19 protein-coding genes are annotated in these 19740 nt (G+C 47.9%); 4 read left to right on the forward strand and 15 right to left on the reverse strand.

The features are described 5' to 3' along the window. Positions 1–244: 244 nt before the first annotated feature. Positions 245–904 carry a YwaF family protein gene (locus ARB69_RS25800; RefSeq protein WP_083487019.1) on the forward strand — a complete coding sequence of 220 codons (660 nt, stop codon included), beginning with the start codon at positions 245–247 and terminating at the stop codon, positions 902–904. Then, positions 895–1116 (forward strand): hypothetical protein, encoded by a 222-nt coding sequence (locus ARB69_RS28015; RefSeq protein WP_050639475.1) that lies wholly within the window; start codon positions 895–897, stop codon positions 1114–1116. The genes ARB69_RS25800 and ARB69_RS28015 overlap by 10 nt, the downstream gene beginning before the upstream one ends. A 252-nt stretch (positions 1117–1368) precedes the next feature. On the opposite strand, the gene ARB69_RS04995 is transcribed toward ARB69_RS28015, so the two are convergent. The 8 genes from ARB69_RS04995 to ARB69_RS05030 all read right to left on the reverse strand — a co-directional run bounded on the left by ARB69_RS04995 (position 1369) and on the right by ARB69_RS05030 (position 10068). Then, positions 1369–1743: a DUF1667 domain-containing protein gene (locus ARB69_RS04995; RefSeq protein WP_055151542.1), complete on the reverse strand. Its 375-nt coding sequence runs from the start codon at positions 1741–1743 to the stop codon at positions 1369–1371. Continuing rightward, positions 1733–2971 (reverse strand): NAD(P)/FAD-dependent oxidoreductase, encoded by a 1239-nt coding sequence (locus tag ARB69_RS05000; protein WP_055151545.1) that lies wholly within the window; start codon positions 2969–2971, stop codon positions 1733–1735. Before ARB69_RS05000 ends, ARB69_RS04995 begins: the two co-directional genes overlap by 11 nt. A gap of 1 nt (position 2972) precedes the next feature. After that, positions 2973–4427 (reverse strand): NAD(P)/FAD-dependent oxidoreductase, encoded by a 1455-nt coding sequence (locus tag ARB69_RS05005; protein WP_055151548.1) that lies wholly within the window; start codon positions 4425–4427, stop codon positions 2973–2975. A 2-nt stretch (positions 4428–4429) separates the two neighbouring features. Beyond that, positions 4430–5698, reverse strand: coding sequence for a lactate racemase domain-containing protein (locus ARB69_RS05010; protein WP_157355618.1), 1269 nt, complete (start codon positions 5696–5698; stop codon positions 4430–4432). Positions 5699–5799: 101 nt separating this feature from the next. Continuing rightward, complete coding sequence (locus tag ARB69_RS05015) at positions 5800–6624, reverse strand: carbohydrate ABC transporter permease (protein ID WP_055151556.1); 825 nt, start codon at positions 6622–6624, stop codon at positions 5800–5802. Next, complete coding sequence (locus ARB69_RS05020) at positions 6621–7484, reverse strand: carbohydrate ABC transporter permease (protein ID WP_050639469.1); 864 nt, start codon at positions 7482–7484, stop codon at positions 6621–6623. Before ARB69_RS05020 ends, ARB69_RS05015 begins: the two co-directional genes overlap by 4 nt. 192 nt (positions 7485–7676) lie before the next feature. Beyond that, a complete protein-coding gene (locus tag ARB69_RS05025; RefSeq protein WP_055151559.1) occupies positions 7677–9032 on the reverse strand; it encodes an ABC transporter substrate-binding protein in 1356 nt (451 codons plus the stop codon). A 118-nt stretch (positions 9033–9150) separates the two neighbouring features. After that, on the reverse strand, positions 9151–10068 hold the full coding sequence (locus tag ARB69_RS05030; protein ID WP_050639466.1) for a dihydrodipicolinate synthase family protein: 918 nt from the start codon (positions 10066–10068) through the stop codon (positions 9151–9153). 555 nt (positions 10069–10623) lie between these two features. On the opposite strand from ARB69_RS05030, the gene ARB69_RS05035 reads away from it, so the two are divergent. After that, the gene (locus ARB69_RS05035) at positions 10624–11400 is read left to right on the forward strand and encodes an IclR family transcriptional regulator (protein ID WP_055151562.1); all 777 of its coding nucleotides are present in this window, start codon (positions 10624–10626) and stop codon (positions 11398–11400) included. A gap of 160 nt (positions 11401–11560) precedes the next feature. Here the strand turns inward: ARB69_RS05035 and ARB69_RS05040 are convergent, their stop codons facing one another. From ARB69_RS05040 to ARB69_RS05060, 5 genes are all read right to left on the reverse strand, one after another. After that, a complete protein-coding gene (locus ARB69_RS05040) occupies positions 11561–12499 on the reverse strand; it encodes a hypothetical protein (protein WP_055151565.1) in 939 nt (312 codons plus the stop codon). A 354-nt stretch (positions 12500–12853) separates the two neighbouring features. Beyond that, positions 12854–15346: an ABC transporter permease gene (locus ARB69_RS05045; RefSeq protein WP_055151568.1), complete on the reverse strand. Its 2493-nt coding sequence runs from the start codon at positions 15344–15346 to the stop codon at positions 12854–12856. Then, a complete protein-coding gene (locus ARB69_RS05050) occupies positions 15343–16023 on the reverse strand; it encodes an ABC transporter ATP-binding protein (protein ID WP_055151571.1) in 681 nt (226 codons plus the stop codon). The genes ARB69_RS05045 and ARB69_RS05050 overlap by 4 nt, the downstream gene beginning before the upstream one ends. A gap of 311 nt (positions 16024–16334) precedes the next feature. Further along, complete coding sequence (locus ARB69_RS05055; protein ID WP_050639451.1) at positions 16335–17324, reverse strand: sensor histidine kinase; 990 nt, start codon at positions 17322–17324, stop codon at positions 16335–16337. Continuing rightward, positions 17317–18009: a response regulator transcription factor gene (locus tag ARB69_RS05060; protein ID WP_050639450.1), complete on the reverse strand. Its 693-nt coding sequence runs from the start codon at positions 18007–18009 to the stop codon at positions 17317–17319. The genes ARB69_RS05055 and ARB69_RS05060 overlap by 8 nt, the downstream gene beginning before the upstream one ends. A gap of 70 nt (positions 18010–18079) precedes the next feature. Between ARB69_RS05060 and ARB69_RS05065 the strand changes: the two genes are divergently transcribed. Further along, a complete protein-coding gene (locus ARB69_RS05065) occupies positions 18080–18637 on the forward strand; it encodes a M48 family metallopeptidase (protein WP_050639449.1) in 558 nt (185 codons plus the stop codon). A 48-nt stretch (positions 18638–18685) separates the two neighbouring features. On the opposite strand, the gene ARB69_RS05070 is transcribed toward ARB69_RS05065, so the two are convergent. Further along, positions 18686–18874 (reverse strand): DUF6472 family protein, encoded by a 189-nt coding sequence (locus ARB69_RS05070; protein ID WP_050639448.1) that lies wholly within the window; start codon positions 18872–18874, stop codon positions 18686–18688. Continuing rightward, positions 18867–19469 carry a Maf family protein gene (locus ARB69_RS05075; RefSeq protein ID WP_055151574.1) on the reverse strand — a complete coding sequence of 201 codons (603 nt, stop codon included), beginning with the start codon at positions 19467–19469 and terminating at the stop codon, positions 18867–18869. The genes ARB69_RS05070 and ARB69_RS05075 overlap by 8 nt, the downstream gene beginning before the upstream one ends. Positions 19470–19740: the final 271 nt, after the last annotated feature.

Below are 19740 nucleotides of genomic sequence, written 5' to 3' on the forward strand. Positions count from 1 at the left end.
GGCTTGAACAGTAACCCGAAAACGGCTGAAAATATGCCTTCACAACGCATGCATTTTTGGTTTATATCCTTTATAATTCATACTAAAGGTAACACAAAATCCCAGGAACTTTACATACATAGTTACTGTCCAAGGGACCGTAAACAGTAACCATTTATTAAGGCCTGTGTTACAGAATGCACTTCTGTCATACAATAATTGTAAGAAAAACAGGTTCACCCCAGCAATACAACAGGAGGTCAACATGAAAAGACAGATTCCCGCTCCCAAAAAACTGAATCACTTTTTCCTTGCCTGCGGCCTCCTCATGTCTGCCAGCGAGCTTTGGAAACAATGGTATCTCACCTTCCGCCTCAATCATGGCGTCTATCAATGGTGGTACTTCCCATTTCAGCTTTGCAGCATAGCCATGTACCTCCTTCTGGTCATCCCTTGGCTCAAACCCTCCCGTTTCCGCCAGGCCCTGCTTTCCTTCCTGATGAACTACAGCCTCCTCGGGGGAATCGCCGTATTCGCCGACACAAGCGGCCTCCATTACGATGCCCCCCTCCTTACAATCCATTCCTACCTATGGCACATCCTCCTCATCGTCATAGGCCTGACCGCCGGGCTCTCATACACGAAAACTCCGGCGCCCCGGCGCCTGCGCCTGCGCCATTTCAGAGACGGCACCCTGCTCTACCTTATTTGCTGCGCAGCCGCCACACTCCTAAATCTCCTCCTGGATACCTTTGGAACCATTAACATGTTCTACATCAACCCCGACTACCTCATGCAGCAAATAGGCTTCTCCGCCCTGATCCCCTATATAGGAAACACTCCCGCGATCCTAATCTATATCCTGTCAACCATCCTGGGAGCCGCCATCCTGTTCCACATCTGGAGCCTTGCCGCATGTATCTGAAGCAGTACAAGGCGAAGAAACTGTTTGGAGCAATCGGGACAATTATCGATGGCTCAATAGCATATGTCGATTTGAATGGATTTGACGACTTTAGAAATTTAAGTTTATGGGGGCTGAAAATGAAAGTTATTGAAATAAAAGACAGAAATCCGATATTGGTACAACAGTTACTAGACGTGTGGGAAAGTGCTGTTAAGGCAATGCATCTCTGAACACATGGGTTTCAAAGTTTACAAAAGAACTGCAAATGACGAACAGGGAAATCCTTATCCCCTTTTATATATGAACAGACTGTAGATTCCAGTTTTTTACAAATTCCTAAGGCTGTCGAAAAAATAAACCGACAGCCCCCGAATGCCGGCGGTTCCATGCGGGAGTCCGTTTTGATATTAGAGAGAGTCAGCAGATGGCCTGCACCAAAGCCCCCGTCTGTATCCCAGCCCGAAGGTCATCCCCGGGCATCCTTACGGCAGGCTCCCTCCTCCCATATTCTTCGTAACGATTACGTCACTCTCCAGTCCGCAGACATTTTTTATGACTACCTGCCCGATCTCAACAGGCGCAGCCAGTGTGATTTTATTGATCTCCTCCATCACCCGGAAGAGCTCTTTTTTGGGGATTGCATTCGTTAGCCTCACACTGCACAGCGGAAGCACCGCCCCCTCAATGCGCACAGAACTCGAAATCGTCCTGCGCGGGTCGATCAGTTCCTGGCGGACATAATCCACCCCCTTCTTGCATTTATTTCCGGTAATGCTGTATATCTTATCATCTTCATACTGAGCCTCGATCGTGCACCCGTTTGGGCAGACGATACAGACAAAGGTCCTACTGTTCATACACTGACACCTCGATTTTCTCCTTAGATATAATGTTACCGGCATCTATATCAAACTGTATCATCTCTGCCGGGATAGCATTTGGCACAACCGTTGATCTTACAGTTGTATCCCCCTGGCTGACAACAACCCTGCACCTGCCCATAGGGCGTTTCACCCTCATGGACATCCTGAAGTTCTTCTCCCCGCTCACGCTCTGGGGGATGATGTGCCCGATGTTGCAGTCTGTTCCAATCTCTATATCACAGGGCGGAAGCCCCTCGCAGTTCAGATATTCTTCAACTCCGGCCGCCAGAGCCTCGGCCTCAAGAGATACAAAGTCTACCAGGTCGTGCACATGCAGGACATTTCCCGCCGCAAAAACACCCGGGACGTCTGTCTGGTAATTTTCATCCACAAATGCGCCCTTCGTCCGGCCATCCAGCGTGACTCCAGCCGCAAGAGACAGCTCATTTTCAGGAATCAGCCCGACCGACAATATCAGCGTATCACATGGGAAATCTTTTTCGGTTCCGGGAACCGGCTTCATATCCGTCCCCACCTCTGCCACCGTTACGCCCTCAATCCGTGTATCTCCTTTGATATTGATTACGGAATGACTGAGGTAAAGCGGGATGTTGTAGTCGTTCAGGCACTGCTCAATATTTCTGGGAAGGCCGCTTGGATACGGCAGCACTTCAAATACGGCCTTTACATGGGCTCCCTCCAGCATCATCCGCCTTGCCATGATCAGCCCGATATCACCTGAACCCATGATGATCACTTCTTTTCCCACCATGGTATTGTACAAATTCATGTAGCTCTGCGCTACGCCGGCATTGTAAATGCCCGACGGTCTCTGGCCCGGGATCGCCAGCGCTCCCCGGGTGCGCTCCCTGCAGCCCATGGTCAGAATGACCGCTCCTGCCTGTACCTGGATAAGCCCGTCCCTTGCAGCCGCCGTTACGATTTTGTCTCCCGTCAGGTCAATGACCGTTGCATTGGTGATAACCTCGATCTGCAGTTCTTCAACCTCGTCAATAAATCTCTGGGAATATTCCGGTCCGCTCAGGGTCTGCCCAAAACGGGTCAGGCCGAATCCGTCATGAATGCACTGGCGGAGGATGCCTCCGGGCTGTTTCTCACGCTCGATGATTAAGATATCGTCCACTCCCCGTTTTTTCAGTTCCACAGCAGCGGCAAGCCCGGCCGGCCCGCCTCCTATAATCACAACATCGCGCTTGTGCATGTCATTTCACCTCCCCGGTAAACATATAGGCGCCCTTCTTATTCAGCAGTATTTCTGTCTTCTGCCTGCCCAGCTCCTCCTGGATTAACCGGGTCAGCCTCGTCTCACAGTAGCCGCCCTGGCATCGTCCCATCGTGGCTCTCGTCCGGTATTTGATTCCGCTGACGGTGGAAACGCCCAGCACATTATGAAGCGCCTGTTTCACCTCTGCCCTGGTAACGCATTCACATCTGCAGTATATCTCCCCGTAATCCGGGTCCTGCTCAATCAGCCGCTTTTTGCCTTCCTCATCCTGTTCCGAAAACTTCACGATCCCCCTGCGGATGGGGTTAAACTTCTCATTTACCAACAGTTCCTCCTGCTCCTTGATCTTTGCAGCCACTCTCCGCGCAATCGGAAGCGCACTGGTCAGCCCAGGAGAAGTAATAGCCAGCAGATTTACAGCATGTGGAACGCTTTTCTTTGTCTGAATCTGAAAGTCCAGCTCCCTATGGGTCGCCGGATCTTCTATGGTCGGAAACACCCCCACATAGTTGCGGATATAGTAATCCCGTTTCATCCGGGGGAACATTCTGGACCCCTGCTCAACCAAAACGTCTATCATCTTTTGCGTTGCCGCATAATCGACCTTCGCACCGATCGTCTCGATGGTAGGACCTACCAGGACATTTCCATCAATCGTCGGAGTTACGTGGACATCAAATGCACCGTACTCATTGGGAGTCGGATACACCGGCAGAGACAGGTAATTTCCTGCTTTCTTATCCAGAATCTCGTACTCGCCTTTGACGCGGTTCGGTATATAGGATTCAAACCCAAGCATTTCAGAAATGCGGCAGGCATATAGCCCTGCACAGTTGATGACCCAGCGGCTGACAAATTCCCCGCCCTTCGTGAGGATGCGGTACACCCCCGTTTCCTCTCTCTCGATTCCTGTCACCTCGTGATCCAGATAATACGCTGCACCATTTTCAACTGCATTTTCCGCTAATGCGATTGTATAGGTAAACGGACATAAAATGCCTGCCGAAGGCACGTAAATGGCAAACTCGCCATCCACATTGGGATCCAGCCGTTTGATCTCATCACGGCCAATCATTCTGATTCCGGGTACCCCGTTATCAAGCCCGCGCTGATACAGACCTTCCAGCCGTTTCCTTTCCTCTTCGCCAAATCCAACAATCAGCTTTCCGCATCTTCGAAACGGTATGTCCAGTTCCCCGGCAACCCGCTCGAACTCCGCATTCCCCTCCATACAGCACTCCGTACGCAGGAGATTCTTTTCATTTAGTATACCTGAGTGCAGAAGTCCGGTATTGCGCCCGCTTACGCCATTGCAGACATCCAGCTCTTTTTCTAAAACACAAATCTTTAATTGATAGCGTGACAGTTCCCTGGCAACCGCACTTCCAATCACACCGCCGCCAATCACGGCAATATCATACTGTGTGTCCATAGTCATTCTCCACCTTCCGTATTCATGCAGCCGATCTGTATCGCCCCCATTGGGTAAATGGCAACCACCGGATTTTTCCCTGCATACTTTTCTTCCAGCCGTTTCCGTATGTCTTCCCACTCCCTGTTCAGGTCCGGTGTCTCATCTCTGTAAAACTGTCTGATGTCGATAGCATTAACACCCTCGGAATAAATCAGGATTTCTTTCCCTTTCAGTTCCGGAGGAGGCACATTATCGTCGTGCGGGGAAAACAGGCTCATTCCGGGGCCAAAAAGCGCGTGGAATCCCGCCCCTTCGCTTGCCGCCGTCACCGCAACCAGAGTGCTGTCAGGCTTTACGCACATTTCCTTGTAGTGTCCCAGGACAGCAAAACAAGTTCCGATCTGGGAGTACTCCGTGTCCTTGGGATAGGCAGAGAGGACCAGGATATCCGCATCCCTGACCAATTCCGTCTGCAGACATTCCATTGCCCGTCTGCATGCAGCCCGGTGTGCCTTTATGAAATGGCCTGCAAAAACATCTGCAACTCCCATCTTATCGTTGAGCACGACATTCACAATAAAGTCCAGCCCTACTTTGCTGACGATCCGCTCCATATTGGTGCGCATAGGGTTGTCGGGATTGCATGTGCTGGTCTTAAATGACATGTTTTTACTCGCATCTTCATAGACAAGCATATGGTTGCTTTTCAGTGTCTCGATACCGCCGATTCCCGGGATGACCGCCTTGGCGCCCCCGGAGAACCCTGCAAGAGTATGGGGTACAATGCACCCAACGGCTATTCGCAGCTCAGCATCCACATAGTTTTTATTAATCTTTATCACCTGGTTATCGTCCGGAATAGTTATCAGGTCTGTTGAGAATGGGAAGTGATTCAGTACCTGAACGTGATCCAGTACCCATTTTCCCACTTTGATCTCCATTTCCTGCTTTGTCATAGGGCGGTGTCCGCCGAGCGCAATCAAAACCTTAATATTACTGCCGTCCATACCTGCATCCAGCAGTTTCCGAATCACGAGCGGAAGCAAGAAAGCGCCCGGGGTGGGACGTGAAATATCATCAATAATGATACATGCACTCCTCTTCCCCGCAGCCAGAGTCTCCAGCCGCTCTGTCCCCACCGGATTGTCTATTCTAGCCAGAACGTCCCCGCTTGTCAGAGAGGGATGCTCCTGCATTCCCTGATAGTGGATCTCCCACTCGTCGGGAAAAGTTAGTTTTCTATAGGACTGTTCGTACCATTGCCCCCATGGGATCTTAAATTCCTGCATAATCTGTCCCTCCAAGATTTTATTGCCCTCCTAAGGAAGGGCCCTGTCGATTCCGCAGAGGGGTCAGACCCCTTTTCAAAGGGGTCTGACCCCATACCAGCTTATCCTTTCACCGCCCCCGAGGTAACCCCCTGTATGATATATTTCTGGAAAAATGTAAAAATCACAACCGGCGGGATAATCCCAATCAGGGAGGCAGCAGCCATGATATGCCAGCGGATTGTTGTATCGCTGAGCAGGCTGTATACCACCAGCGTCAAAGGATATTTATTTGCATCTGACAGCAGGAACAGCGGTACAACAAATTCATTATAACTGTTAATGAACACAAAGATTGCCCCCACCGCAATACCCGGTCCGCTGATCGGGAAAATGACGCGGGCCAGCAGCTGTATATAGCTGCAGCCATCCAGTGCCGCCGCCTCCTCCAGCTCTGCCGGCAGGGTTGAAAAATATCCGTGAAAGATAGTTACAACCAACGCCAGGTTGATGCCTGTAAGCACAAGAACCAGCGCCCCCCGGGAATTCAGAATGCCAAGCGACTGGAACATCCTGTATAAAGTAGGCAGGATAACAATCCCCGCCATCATCTGCGTCAGAAGCAGAACAAAAAGCATTCCCTGGCGCAGCTTGAAGCGGTATCTGGATAGCACATAAGCTGCCGGAATGGAGATCAGCGCCGTCAGAACCGTTGCACAGCACGCATAGAAAAAGCTGTTCAGCACATTGCCGGCGATCAATCTAAAGGCCGATGTAAAGTTGGACAGTTCAAAATAATGAGGTACCAGCTGCGCTTCCAGAAGGTGGGAATATGGAGTCAGCGACACGATCAGCGCTTCATAGATTGGGATCGCCGCAAACATACAGAATAAAATACAAAGGATAATCCGGAAAACTTTCCCGGCAATTGATTTATTATTTCTCATGCCGCATCCTCCCTTTCCATCAGTTTCCAGTAAAATACCGTAATAATTACCAGTACCAATATCGCGATCAATGACCATGCAGATGCTGTACCAAGGTTCTTCATACTGAACATCTCCTGATAGATGTGCATCGAAATGGTCTTGGTCGCATTGACCGGCCCGCCGCCCGTCATACCGAAAATGATATCAAATACAAGGAATGTCCAGACCGTCAGCACAATCAGAGTACTTCCTGTTATTGCCTTCAGATTAGGCATGGTAATATAACAGAATCTCTGCACCGGACCGGCGCCGTCAATACATGCCGCTTCATACTGTTCAGCCGGAATCGTCGTAAGCGCCGAATAATAATTCATAAACGCAAATGGCATGGCTCGCCAGATTCGGGCCAGGATGACGGAGGTGAGAGCCAGATCCAGGCCCAGGAAACTGATCGGCTCCTCAATCAGGCCTATATTTTTCAGAAGAACATTGATGATACCGAAGTCAGAATTATATACAAAACGCCAGCAAGAGGCAACTATAATCAAAGGAATAGCGTAGGGCAGCAGATTGAATGCCACGACTACTTTCTTTCCCGCAAAAGAACGGTTGCAGATCAATGCAACGGCTAGGCCCAGGATCATTGCGGGAATTACAGAACCAAACGTCCAGATTAACGTAGTTACAACAGTTTTCGGAATCTCATCCTTAATAATAGAGAAATTTCCAAAGCCTACAAACTGGCCTGCCGAAGCGCCGCTAAATCCCATAAAGGCGCTGGTACAGACCTTAAACAACGGGTATCCGTATATAAAAACCAACAGGACAATCAGCGGAAGCAGCGAACAGATGACTCTTTTTCTCTGGCTCTTTTTCAAACAGGGCGCCCCCTTTCTCGAAACAAATATTGCTGTTATCCAGGCCGGATACTCCGCCGGCCTGGATAATAGACTTATGTTTAACGCCTTAACCCTTATCTCTCAGCAAATCCCAGGTCTGATACTTTTAAGATCTTCCCCGTACCTTTCAGCAACCCCCTTGACTGATACGTGAGCTGCGGCACTGCAGATTTACTGGTTTCTTGAAGTGACGCCTTCTGCAGCCTCAGCTGCCGCTTTGAGCGCATCTTCCGCCCCCAGCTGGCCCAGTATGAGCTGCTGCCACACTTCTTCCAATGCCGTGTAGTAAGCCGCCGGCGTCGCACTGTCCTTTCCAATCATGCCGTACAGCTTATAATCCTGCGCTTCGTCGTAGAATACTTTCCAGAAATCATACTGGAATGAAGGGTTATCAAATTCCGACTCGTACAGAGGAGCAGAACCGTATGCCAGGTGGTGTTCGATAATTACTTCCGGGGACATCAGATATTCAATCAGTTTTGCAGATGCCTCTGCCGTCTCGTCACGCGTAGCAATCCAGCCATTGGTGCCCGCCCATGCAATTTCCTTGCCATTTGGAGCAAGCGGAATCTTAGCAATCCCGATCTTACTTTCATCCAGGTTTTCACCGAATGCAGCTGTATATGCCGCAACGCCCCACGGACCGTCTATCAGCATGCCCACTCCGCCGTCTCTTAACAACGGGCGTAATTCTCCCCGGCCATACTCGGTAGGTGAATCCTGTACATAAGGAACGAGCTGTTCTACAAATTTGACTGCTTCAAGGCCTTCATCCGTATCAAACAGCGGCATGCTCTTATCATCCAGGATCGGTGCATCGGTCGCTTGATTTATGAACATTCCAACAAATTCTTCCAGTACTTCAGCGCCGGTTATGGCGGGTACGCCGATACCGGGTACGCCGGCCTTTTCCTTAATGTCTTTTGCAGCTGCCAGAAGCTCATCCCACGTTGCTGGCGGTGCCTCCGGATCCAGGCCTGCGGCCTCAAATACCTCTTTATTATAGTAAAGTACCAATGTATCTACACTGCTTGGAACATAATATGTACCGTCAAGTCCGCTGGTATTTACCAGACTCCAGATGCTGTCGGGTATCTGGCTGAAAAAGTCTTCGCTCAGATAGTCATCGAGCTTCACCAGATGTTCATGCGCAGAGGAATCATTCATCTTATTGTCCCACCAGAAGATGACGTCAGGCTGGGTTCCCGCCTCAAAAGAGGTCGGATACTTCTGGATCCAGCCAGTCCAGGATTCATACATGATTTCCACATCAATATCCGGGTTGTCTTTTTCAAACTGTTCAATCGCCGGCTCCATAAAGGCTTCCACCTTTTCCTGGTCACCGGGCCTTAGAACTGTGATCTTTGTTTTGCCGCCTTTGCCGTCAGTGGTTTCTGTTTCATCCGAAGCTTCCTTCGACGTATCTGCGCTGTCTGCAGCAGTATCCTTAGATGAACCGCAGCCCCACAGTGTCGTACTCAATACAAGGGTACACAATAAGATCAAACTAATTATTTTCTTTTTCATAACTCTATCCATTCCTTCCCGCTGAATTGCAGGCTTGTCAGAGCCTGCAATTCAGCAAAATCTCATCCACCTTTTTTAAGTTTCTCCACGTGAAAGTACCAGATCCTGTTCCTGGAGGCTAAGCAAGATACCCGTATTCTTTCAGAACTGCCTTAAGGGTCTCCATAACATCGGCCGGAAGCTCTGAAATAACCGGTTTGCGGCAGTATCCGGCATCTACGCCGCGGAGTTTAAGGCCTTCTTTAATAATCTGAAGCCAAGGCGTCGGCATGCCGTCTGCTGTCGGTTTCGTAAATAACGGAAGATAGGGGCGGATCTTTTCGAAGTGGGCAGTCATCGCTTCTTCCATCTTCCGCTCTTTTGCAAGGTTGAATACTTCCGTATTCTCCTTGGGGAAAAGGTTTCCTGTACCGCATACCCATCCGTCTGCCCAGCAGCTCACGCTTTCAACAGGGCATATATCGTAACCATAGAAGATCGCAAAATCATCGTCTGTAAGGTATCTCAGATCCTGTTGCCTGTACACATCCGCCTGACGCTCCTTCACCGCGTCGATAAAACCTTCGTTGTACAGTTTTGCCATAAATTCATCACTCATCAGGCAAGTTGAATAGTAGGGGTTGTGATATACCATAATCGGAATATCAATGGCTTTACGGATTGTCTCATAGTGCTTTAACAGTTCGTTCTCATTCGGAGCCATGTACCACGGTGTTACTGCCATAACGCCGTCTGCACCCGCTGCCTCGGCTGCCTGAGACATTTTAACTACGTCTTTTGTCCGGTATGCGCCGGTTGAGCAAACGACTTTAATCCTTCCGTCTGCGGCTTTCACCGCCGCATCATTCACTGCAATCTGCTCGTCAGGAGTCATCGCAACCATCTCGCCGGTACTGCCGGAGGGAATAATGCCGGTAACGCCATTGTCAGCCAGAAAATCCGTGCATTCTTTGATTCCTGCAAAGTTGATGGATTCATCTTCATGAAAAGGTGTCACCATTGGGATGTAGATGCCGTTCAGTTTTTCTTTTGCCATTGTTCTCGTTCTCCTTTACTCTAAAAATTATAATTGATTAGATTTAAAATAGTCATTCCAATATGTAAAATATGGTCTTATTCCATTTAGAATGATTTTCTTGATTCTCATTCCCGTGGAATTATTTCATTTTTCGGAATGGCTATTCCGTAACTTCAATATACAACGATTTTTATGGTCTGTCAACTACATTTTTCTACTTTTTATATTTTAAATTTTTCATTATATTTTCAGATATTTTTGATTATATTCCATAATTATAGTTTTTATTTCAATTTAATTCATTTAACCCAATTAATATCACTAAATTATTATTGTCCGCTCACATAGGTATAACGCGTCCCCTCATGGATTTTGTTTTTTCGGAATAAGTATTTCATCTAATTCTCCCATTTTCTTTCAACATATTGACATACATTTTTTAAAATGGTATAAATGTAGTATATATTCGCTTTACACTATGATGAAATAAATATTCCAATAATAACTTGCCGGATGGAACACTTGATATCCCTTTAGCAAGATATCATAGTATATAGTAAGGAGGTACGCATCATGGAAAAACAAAACGTAGAAACCATCAAGATGGTGGACCGTGCCTTAGAGGTACTGGACATCCTCCGCAAGGAACGCTCTCCGCTTGGAGTGAACGAGATTGCAAAAAGCTGTGAGCTTAATCCGTCAACTGCTTTCCGCATTTTAAAGACTTTAGAAGTAAATGGCTGGGTATACCAGTGTAACGATGGGCGTTACATAACCGGCCAGAAGATCAGTTTTGTCATCGAGAAAAATAACCTCTATCTGGCCTTAAAAGAAGTGGCGGAACTGACTATGATCCGCTGCACAGCAGAACACGGCCAGCCCATGAATCTGATCGTACGCGAAGGGCACCGCTGCTACGTACTGCAGCAGTCCCGCACTAAGAGCATTGTAAACTATGTACCGGCATTGTACTCCGAGCTTCCCTTTTACGCATGTGCGGGAGGAAAGGTTCTAATGTCCGAGCTGCCGATCAGCCTGGTAGAAAAGCTGGTCGATTCCTGCGATATGGAACCGCTCACCCCTTATACCATCATTGATCCGGACGAATTCTGGCTGGAAGTCCGAAAGACCGCAAAGAGAGGATATGCCTTTGACCACAGAGAGTCCTCTGATAACGGCAGCTGCATATCCGTTCCTGTCCGGGACAGTGAAGGAAATATCATAGCTGCACTGTCATTCAGCGGATTTGTCGGTATAAAAGACACCGACGAACTGCTGCCCTATCTGCCGGTACTCAAAGAAGCATCCGAAGAAATTACCCGTAACCTATTCCAATGCTGGGGCAGGTAAGCCCGCAGCGTATCGTACGATTTCTAACTGCGGAAAAGCCGCACCTTATGGTATCTTCCATAAGATGCGGCTTTTCCGCGTTTAAATATGACAGGCCGGACAGCCTGTTTTTGATAACAAACCAGGCCGTCCTGAACTGTTACAGTTTTGAGAATCCGTATTATTTTACCCCGGAGTTCTCCGTCCGGTCTGTTTTGCCGGGACGTTCCTGTTGTTCCTGTTCATGCTCCTGCTGTTCCTGCTCCTTCTCGTCCTGCGCTTCCACGATTTTGAGGAAGTCCCGTTCCTCCTTCTTTTTCCGTGGAACGAATCGTCCTACCATCCGTCCTCTTCCCCTATTTTTCACATAGAAGTAACCGATGACAGAGAATACTACTGCCCCGATAAAATTTACCATCAGGTCTTTCATAGTATCGATCAGGCCAATATCCAGATAGCCTCCCAGGCCGAGATCCTTCCCCTGGACAGCGACACTGGTAATATTTCCAATCTCAGCAACATTATTACCGCCTGCCGGATCCAGCATAACCGATCGGATGGTATGAATAATCGTATCCTTCTGCATGTCAAACCCCAGAATATGGTCCATGCCAAATTCAAAAAATTCCCAGATGACCCCGATCGTCATAGAAAAGCAAAAAGCCACAATGGCTGTGAACAGCGGCGACAGTTTGAACACCATTTTTTCACTGCGGTTGAGGAGATCCACTAACGAAAATCCAATTGCCGCCGCAAGAAATCCGTTCAGCGTATGCAGGACGGTATCCCAGAAAGGAAATACGATATAGAACTCCCGTATCTCACCCAGAATTTCCGCAGCAAATATAAAAACAAGAATAATAATCTCGAGAGTAGTCGGCAGTTCTATCTTCATCGTCACCTGGACCAGGCTGGGGATAACCAGAAGCAGCAGAGTGAGGATACATAGAAACACATTCTCATAATTCTTATTAAATATCTGCAGAATCATCACTATAATCACAAGCAGACGCAGCACAAAATATACCATAAAAGAACTTTTGTGCTCCCTCAGTTCCATACTTAACGCCTTCCACATATTGCGGAAGCGGTGTTTTTCCTTCTTATCACTATCCTTCATCTTACCTTCATCCCTTCAGAATCCATCTTTGCTGCACATCAATGTCCTCATAAACAAGCAAACTATACATTTCCTCATTATAAAAAGAAACCGGCATAATTGCAAGTGATATCTTTGGGAAACGCTAATTGCTGATTGGGCGGACGCCAAGGGGAGTGTAAGCTGCAGGCCTTCCAGACTTTTCGGGCGGTTTAAAACGCCTGAAAGCCTGGATGCCTGCTGCTTACACTCCCCTTGGCTGGCCCATACAAACTGTAGGAAAGATGCTTTTCCCGGGGGGTGAATCTCAGGACGGCGGCGGATGGGGATCAGGCACAACATAAATTCCGCCCTGCCTATTCAATGCGTACACCCCTACTCCCTCAAGCGATCCACCAAAGCCTCTTTCTGAAACCCGCGCATCATAACCGCGGATACAATCATAGGAACAATTGCCGTAAACACCGCATACCCCAGGAACAGCCACCCCGGGAACCGGAAACTCATATAGTCGACCCCAAAGTATTCAAATATCTTAACCATACCATACCCTGCCGCCGTTCCAAAAACCAGTGTGATGACCAGGTTCCCGGCTGTCAGCATCAGGCCCTCCGTCTGTATCATACGGGACAGTTGTTTTGTCGTCATTCCCACGGACTGCATCATAGCAAATTCATGCTTTCTAGTAAGAATATTCGTGATTAATGTGTTGATCATATTCAGAATGCTGAATGCCACGATGAAAAGACTTAACCCCAGCATGACCGAAAACAGAATACTAAAGGATTTTTCACTCTCTTCCAGCATTTCTCTGAACGTCCCCATTGTCAGCATCGGATTTTCATCCATTACCGCATTCAGCTGCTTTTCAATCTGGGATTCTTTTTCACGGTCAACCTTCACAACGATCTGACTGTTAAGGTTCAGGCCGTTCGCCATCTGGTTTAATGTTTCCTCCGGCAGGATAAAGTTCCCATAATTATTGCTGTAGTTTATATAGTCATTCGTATCCAGGATTCCTGCAACTGTAAACTCTTTTTCTACCTCATTTGCGCCGTCATACCAAGACAGTTTTACCTTGTCCCCGACTTCATACTTCCAGCCATATATTTCTTTGTTTGAATCATTATACTGTATAAGCAGCTGATCTTCCTGTACCATGCTGTCATAGTTAATGTCGCCTTCTTCCAGCATGGTTTTCAGTTTTTCCACCTCATTTTCAGCAAAGGACACCATATTCTCCTCGTCTGTTTCATCATGGGATTCCCAGCGGGCGTGTAATTCCTGGAATGTCTGGACCTTTTCCACCCCGTCAATAGACTCAAGCTGCCTGATCAGCTCCTCATTGATCGGATTATTCTCCTGAATGGATGTCTGTCCGTGTTCCGCTGTTTCCGATACGTTGTAGGAAAGGTTAATGACAAATTCCCCCAAACGGTACGGGCCCTGGCTCGCATATCCTTCCAGACTGGTACATGTGATGAAACACGCTGCCAGCATAAACAAAACGCCGCCAATGCCAAGTGATGCCATTGTCATAGCTGTTTTTTTCTTGTTTCTCGTGCGGTTCATGGAGGCCAGATTCATAGGCGTAAGATTCCGGTACATTTTTTTACTTCTGTCGTTGTGTCCGCCATCCTGACGTCTTCCCTCCGCGCGCCGGTTCTTTTTGCCTTTTTTCGGTTTTTCCGTCTCAACACCGGAAAATTTACTTGCTTCCACAGGCGCAATTGCAGAGGCAATGGATGCCGGTTTACGGATTGACAGAAGCACCGTTATAATGTCAGCCGCAATGACGGCTGCCCCGATCAGCAGCGTGTTCTTCCAGCTCCAGCCGCCCGGTTTCAGGAAGTAACTGATTACTCCGCCAATCAAAAGTCCCACGGGGATTCCGATTCCACATAATATCAGCCCCTCGTAGCGAACCATTCTGCGGATCTGGCGCTTTGTCATTCCGATGGTCCTAAGCTGCCCGAACTGCCGGATGCGGCCAACCACTGAGAGATAAAATACACTGTAGATTACCAATACGCTGACAAACAGGATCCCGATGCCTACACCAATCAACAACATGTTTTGCTGGGCCTGCCGGTCGCCGCCGGATAATGTATCCAGGTAAAAATTATTTTCATTGACGTTTTTTCTGGCAATACCATAATCTGACGCTATGGTGCGTATGGTTTCTAAAAATTTCTGCTGCTTCATTTCTCTTGCATCATGAATACGCACGATACCGTCGTATGCCACATCTTTCAGCTGTGATCCCTGTTCCGCATATTTCTGGGAAAGCATAACGCTATATATTTTTGGCGGGCTATCCAAATGAAAGACACCCGAAAGAATGAATTCTTCGGTTGTTCCGTCTAAAAAGGTAAAGGATATCTTTTCGCCCGGTTCCCCCTGAAGCCCCAGCGCCTTGCAGTGTGCATCCGACAGCATCACTTCGTTTATCTCTGACGGCGCTTTTCCTTTGACCGGAGTTACTGTATCAATCTCAACCCCGTCTGCCTTCAGCGGTTCACTGTCATATGCCACGGGCTGGACCATTTTGCCGTCCACTTCCATACCCTGGCCGCTTTTCATCCCCAGGACATACTCTGTCCGTTTATCTTGTGAAAGTTCCTCCAGCTGCTGTCTGTCCAGCTTGTAATAAATAACATGCTGCATTTTTTCAACCTGGCGCGCCCTTTCCGTGTCCATACCCGCGTAAAACAAGGCCATGACCATGAGCAGGCTGACGGAAAGGATGATCGTAACTACAATAAAAAAGTTACGCATTTTGCTGCTTTTTATGCTGCTGGCAGCCAGACTTCTTACCGTCCTGCCATTATTATTTACAGCAATTTTCCCTGATGACTTCCGGCTCATGCATTCCACCTGCTTTCCCTGATCTTTCCGTCTTCGATGCGGATGGTTCTGTCGGCAAGCTGTGCAATCTCCTCATTGTGAGTGATCATGACAACTGTCTGGTGGAACTGTCTGCTCGTCATTTTAATCAGCCCCAGCACATCCTGGCTGGTTTTGGAATCCAGATTCCCGGTGGGTTCATCCGCCAGTATGATTGCCGGTTTTGAAGCCAGCGCCCTGGCAATTGCCACTCTCTGCTGCTGGCCGCCGGATAGGTTATTCGGCATTTCCATCAGCTTTTGCTCCAGGCCCAGAAGCGAAATGATTTTTTTCAGATAGGTCTCATCCGGCTTCTCTCCATCCAGAGAGACCGGCAGCACGATATTTTCGTACACATTCAGTATGGGGATCAGATTGTAGTTCTGGAATACGAATCCGATCCTCCTGCGGCGGAATATAGTCAGGCGGTCGTCATCCATTCCCGACAGGTCTTTGCCCGCTATGATGACCTTTCCCGATGAGGGAACATCCAGGCCGCCCATCATATTCAGAAGGGTCGACTTGCCGCTGCCGGATGTCCCGACTACCGCCACAAATTCGCCGTCTTCTATATCCAGGGATACGCCGTCCAGCGCGCGCACGACATTGGGTTCTTTCCCATAATATTTCTTCAGATTTTCTGTTTTCAGTATACTCATTTTAAACACTCCTTTGAACACCGTTTTTTGGTCTGTAATAAGAATATCAAAGAAATGTTTCAAAAACCTCTCGAAAAACATAAGAATTTTGTAGGTTTTATTTTAATCGCTCCCACTTAGCCGTCAAGTTTACTTTCTATTGCATCATAGTACAAACAAAAAACGGAGTTCTGACCCCCACAGAGGGTCAGTCCCCGCTTCCTTATTGTTTCAATACACGCTCGGTAATTTCAATCAGTATGCTGCAGCTTATAGATGTGTAGATTGACATCATGTCAGTTGGGGATACTGAATCCGCTCCGCCCGCCGTCTTAATCTTGTTTTTCGTGTCTCAGCTCTCCACCGATAGAGGTGGGAGAATCTTCACTTATTTTGTTAAGAATATAGACCGCCACTTTAGTCCCGGCCCCCTCCCGGGACTGTATTTTCAGATATCCATCTTGTTTTGTGATAATCTCTCTGGTAAGGTACAGGCCAATCCCGACCCCTTCCGTGCTGTTCGCTTTTCCCTCTCTAAAAAAACGTTTGCACACATCATTGACATGCTCCGCTGCAATTCCCATGCCGTTATCTTCAATGACAATCTTCGTATAAATTTCCATGGGTTCAGCATGAATACGGATTTTTCCACCTTCCGCTGTATATTTTACAGAGTTATCCACAATATTAAAGATTGCTTCAGCGGTCCATTTGGCATCGTAATACAGATAGATGTCATCCGGGCACTCAACTTCTATTTGCAGCCCTTTTTGTTCCGCCTTCACCCGGATGCTTTCAGACACTTCATACAACGTATTCCTAAGGCTGTTTCTTTCGGGGTGGATGGAGATCATATGGGTCTCCAGACGGGACATTTTCAATAGAGACTGTACCAGAAATTCGAGTTTTCCAACCTGCCTGCCCAGCACCTCAAGGCACTTCTCCCTGGTTTCTTCCGGCAATTCTTTCTGACGAACCGTATCGCAATACATGGTGATATTCGCAATGGGTGTCTTCAGCTGATGGGAAATATCGGATACTATGCTCTGCACTTCCTTTTTCTGGTCCTCATTTTTCTTTGCCGCAGCTTCCGTAATATCAGAAAGCCGCTTCAATCTCATCTGTACCCTTGAAGACAGGGTTTCGTCTTCCAAAACAAAGTTCTCCACTGACTCCCCCCGCAGGATCGTGTCTATAGATTCACAAATGTCCTCTGCAAATGCAATATATTTTTTCCGCATATTGATCCACATAATCAGTCCCGTGCCTAGTGCACTGACGACGACGGCAGCCACGGCGGCGGCTATTGTCCATTTATCCATTTTCAGCTCCTGTCCAACGGTATCCGGTCCCGTATACGGTCTTAATATACGTAAACTCGTTATCTGCTATCTTTGACCTAAGCCGGCTCACAAAAATCGTCAGCGTATGCTCATCCACAAAATTTCCATCATTATCCCACAGCTCGTCAATCAGCACCTGCCTTGTCAGGACGATTCCGGGGTTTCTTAAGAACTTCTCAAGCAGCTTAAACTCCGTGGGAGTCAGGGACAGCGGCTTTCCGCTTTTCAATACGGTATAGCTTTCAAAGTCGATCATCAGATTCCCTGTCTGCATCTGATTTTTCACTTCCATAGAAGGCTGATATCTCCGCAGCACAGCCCGGACACGCTCTACCAGCACCTGAATATGGAACGGCTTTGTAATATAGTCGTCCGCCCCTGCCCGGAATCCGGCAATCATATCTTCATCCATATCCCTGGCTGTCAGAAATATGATGGGGACATTCAGCATACGGCGCACCTTTTCCGCAAATTCAACTCCGTTTCCATCCGGCAGATTGATATCCAGCAAAAGCAGATCCGCCTGGGCCGTCTCCAGCTGCAGAAACGCATCCTGTACGTTATACACTGCCTCTGCCAAAAATCCCGCCGCTTCCATATTTATCCGAAGCCCTTCTGCAAGGGCAAGGTCATCTTCCACTATTAAAATCTTCTGTTTTTCCACTCTTAAAAGACTCCTTTTCTATCTTGAACTCTAATGGTATCCCTGCTAAACTGTTGTGGAGGTGATCAAATTGAAACATCCATTTTCATATGAAGTTATATACAGCGGCCGGAAAACACTGGCCATACAAATCACAACGGAGGGCAGCGTCAAAGTCCGCGCCCCCAAGAACTGCCCCAGATCCTCCATCGACCGTTTTCTCAAAGAAAAAGAAGCCTGGGTACTCAAATACGTCGAGAAAGCGAAGCAAACTCCACAGCCTGCCCCGCAGCCGCTTACCACACGGCAGCGCAGCCGTTACATTAAAATAGCAAGAGATATTTTCACACAAAAAACCGCTTACTATGCATCCATCATGCACGTCTCCTACGGACGCATCTCCATCCGGGAACAAAAAACGCGATGGGGAAGCTGCTCCAGCCAAGGAAATCTCAACTACAACTGGCGGCTGATCTTTGCCCCCGAAGATGTGCTCGATTATATTGTAGTCCATGAGCTGGCGCATAGAAAAGAGATGAATCATTCAGCCGCATTTTATAACATCGTAGAAGAGATACTTCCTAATTACAAAAGCTGCCAGAAATGGCTGCGCGATAACGGAGCCATGCTCTGGAGCAAAGGGGTCTGACCCCTTTGCGGAGGAAGCTGTTCCTTTTACAGAAGGGCCAGCCCCCCTTTACATCTGTTTTCTTACGATTTTATACTCATCCCCATGCCTGTAATACGGGCACTCATGAAAATCCCCTTTTACAAACCGAACCATTTCGTCTTCATCCAGATTCTGTATGCAGACGTAACACTCATAATCCTCATCATATTCATAGTTCATACAGTATTCGCAGTTTGATGCCTCACGCTTATTCAACGTAACCCCCTCCGATCTGTTTCAATTGCTGGTACAAACAAGAAACCGGCAGACCCACTACATTATAATAATCCCCTTCTATCCTATCAATATAAGCCGCAAATGCCCCCTGTATCCCGTATGCGCCTGCCTTATCCAAGGGCTCCCCGCTCTTGATATATGACAGAATCTCGTCCCGTTCCATAGCATGTACATAAACCTTGGTCTCAACCACATGATTCAAAGTCTGACACACTCCGTCCTCATCATAATCCAAAATGGCCGTCCCGGTAAACACCTGATGCGCCCTGCCCTGCAGTTCCGTCAGCATCTCAAATGCCTCAGCTTCATCCTTTGGCTTCCCCAATATCTTATCGTCCACAGCCACGATCGTATCCGCCCCAATAATAACCGTATCCCTCAATCCATGTTCTGCACCAAGTTCAGCCGCCACATTCTCCGCTTTCATCAAAGCCAGTTCCTTCACAATCTCCTGGGGAACTGTACTATCATAACGCTCCTCTTTATCACTTACCACGACTTCAAACTCCAGCCCAATCTGCGTCATCAGCTCCCTTCGCCGGGGTGATGCAGAGCCAAGTACAATCCTCTTCATAACATATGCCTCCCATAACTTTCAATAGCACCATTGTATCACGTACAAATACTCTGCGAAACCCCTTTGTTACGGTACGCCCTTCGTTACAGTACGCCCTTTGGTTATAATATTCCCTGGTGCAAATAGAATACGCTTATTTTATAGTAAATGGATGAGTACAATATGTTCCACCAAACGAATCAATACGCCGCCCCGCTTAAGGCCCCCCAGTAGACAAGCTTTCCTCCCGATTGGATGAACCCAGCAAAATGAAGGGCTAGCCGAAAGC

The organism is Faecalicatena contorta, from assembly GCF_001404335.1.
Classification (GTDB): domain Bacteria; phylum Bacillota; class Clostridia; order Lachnospirales; family Lachnospiraceae; genus Faecalicatena; species Faecalicatena contortus_B.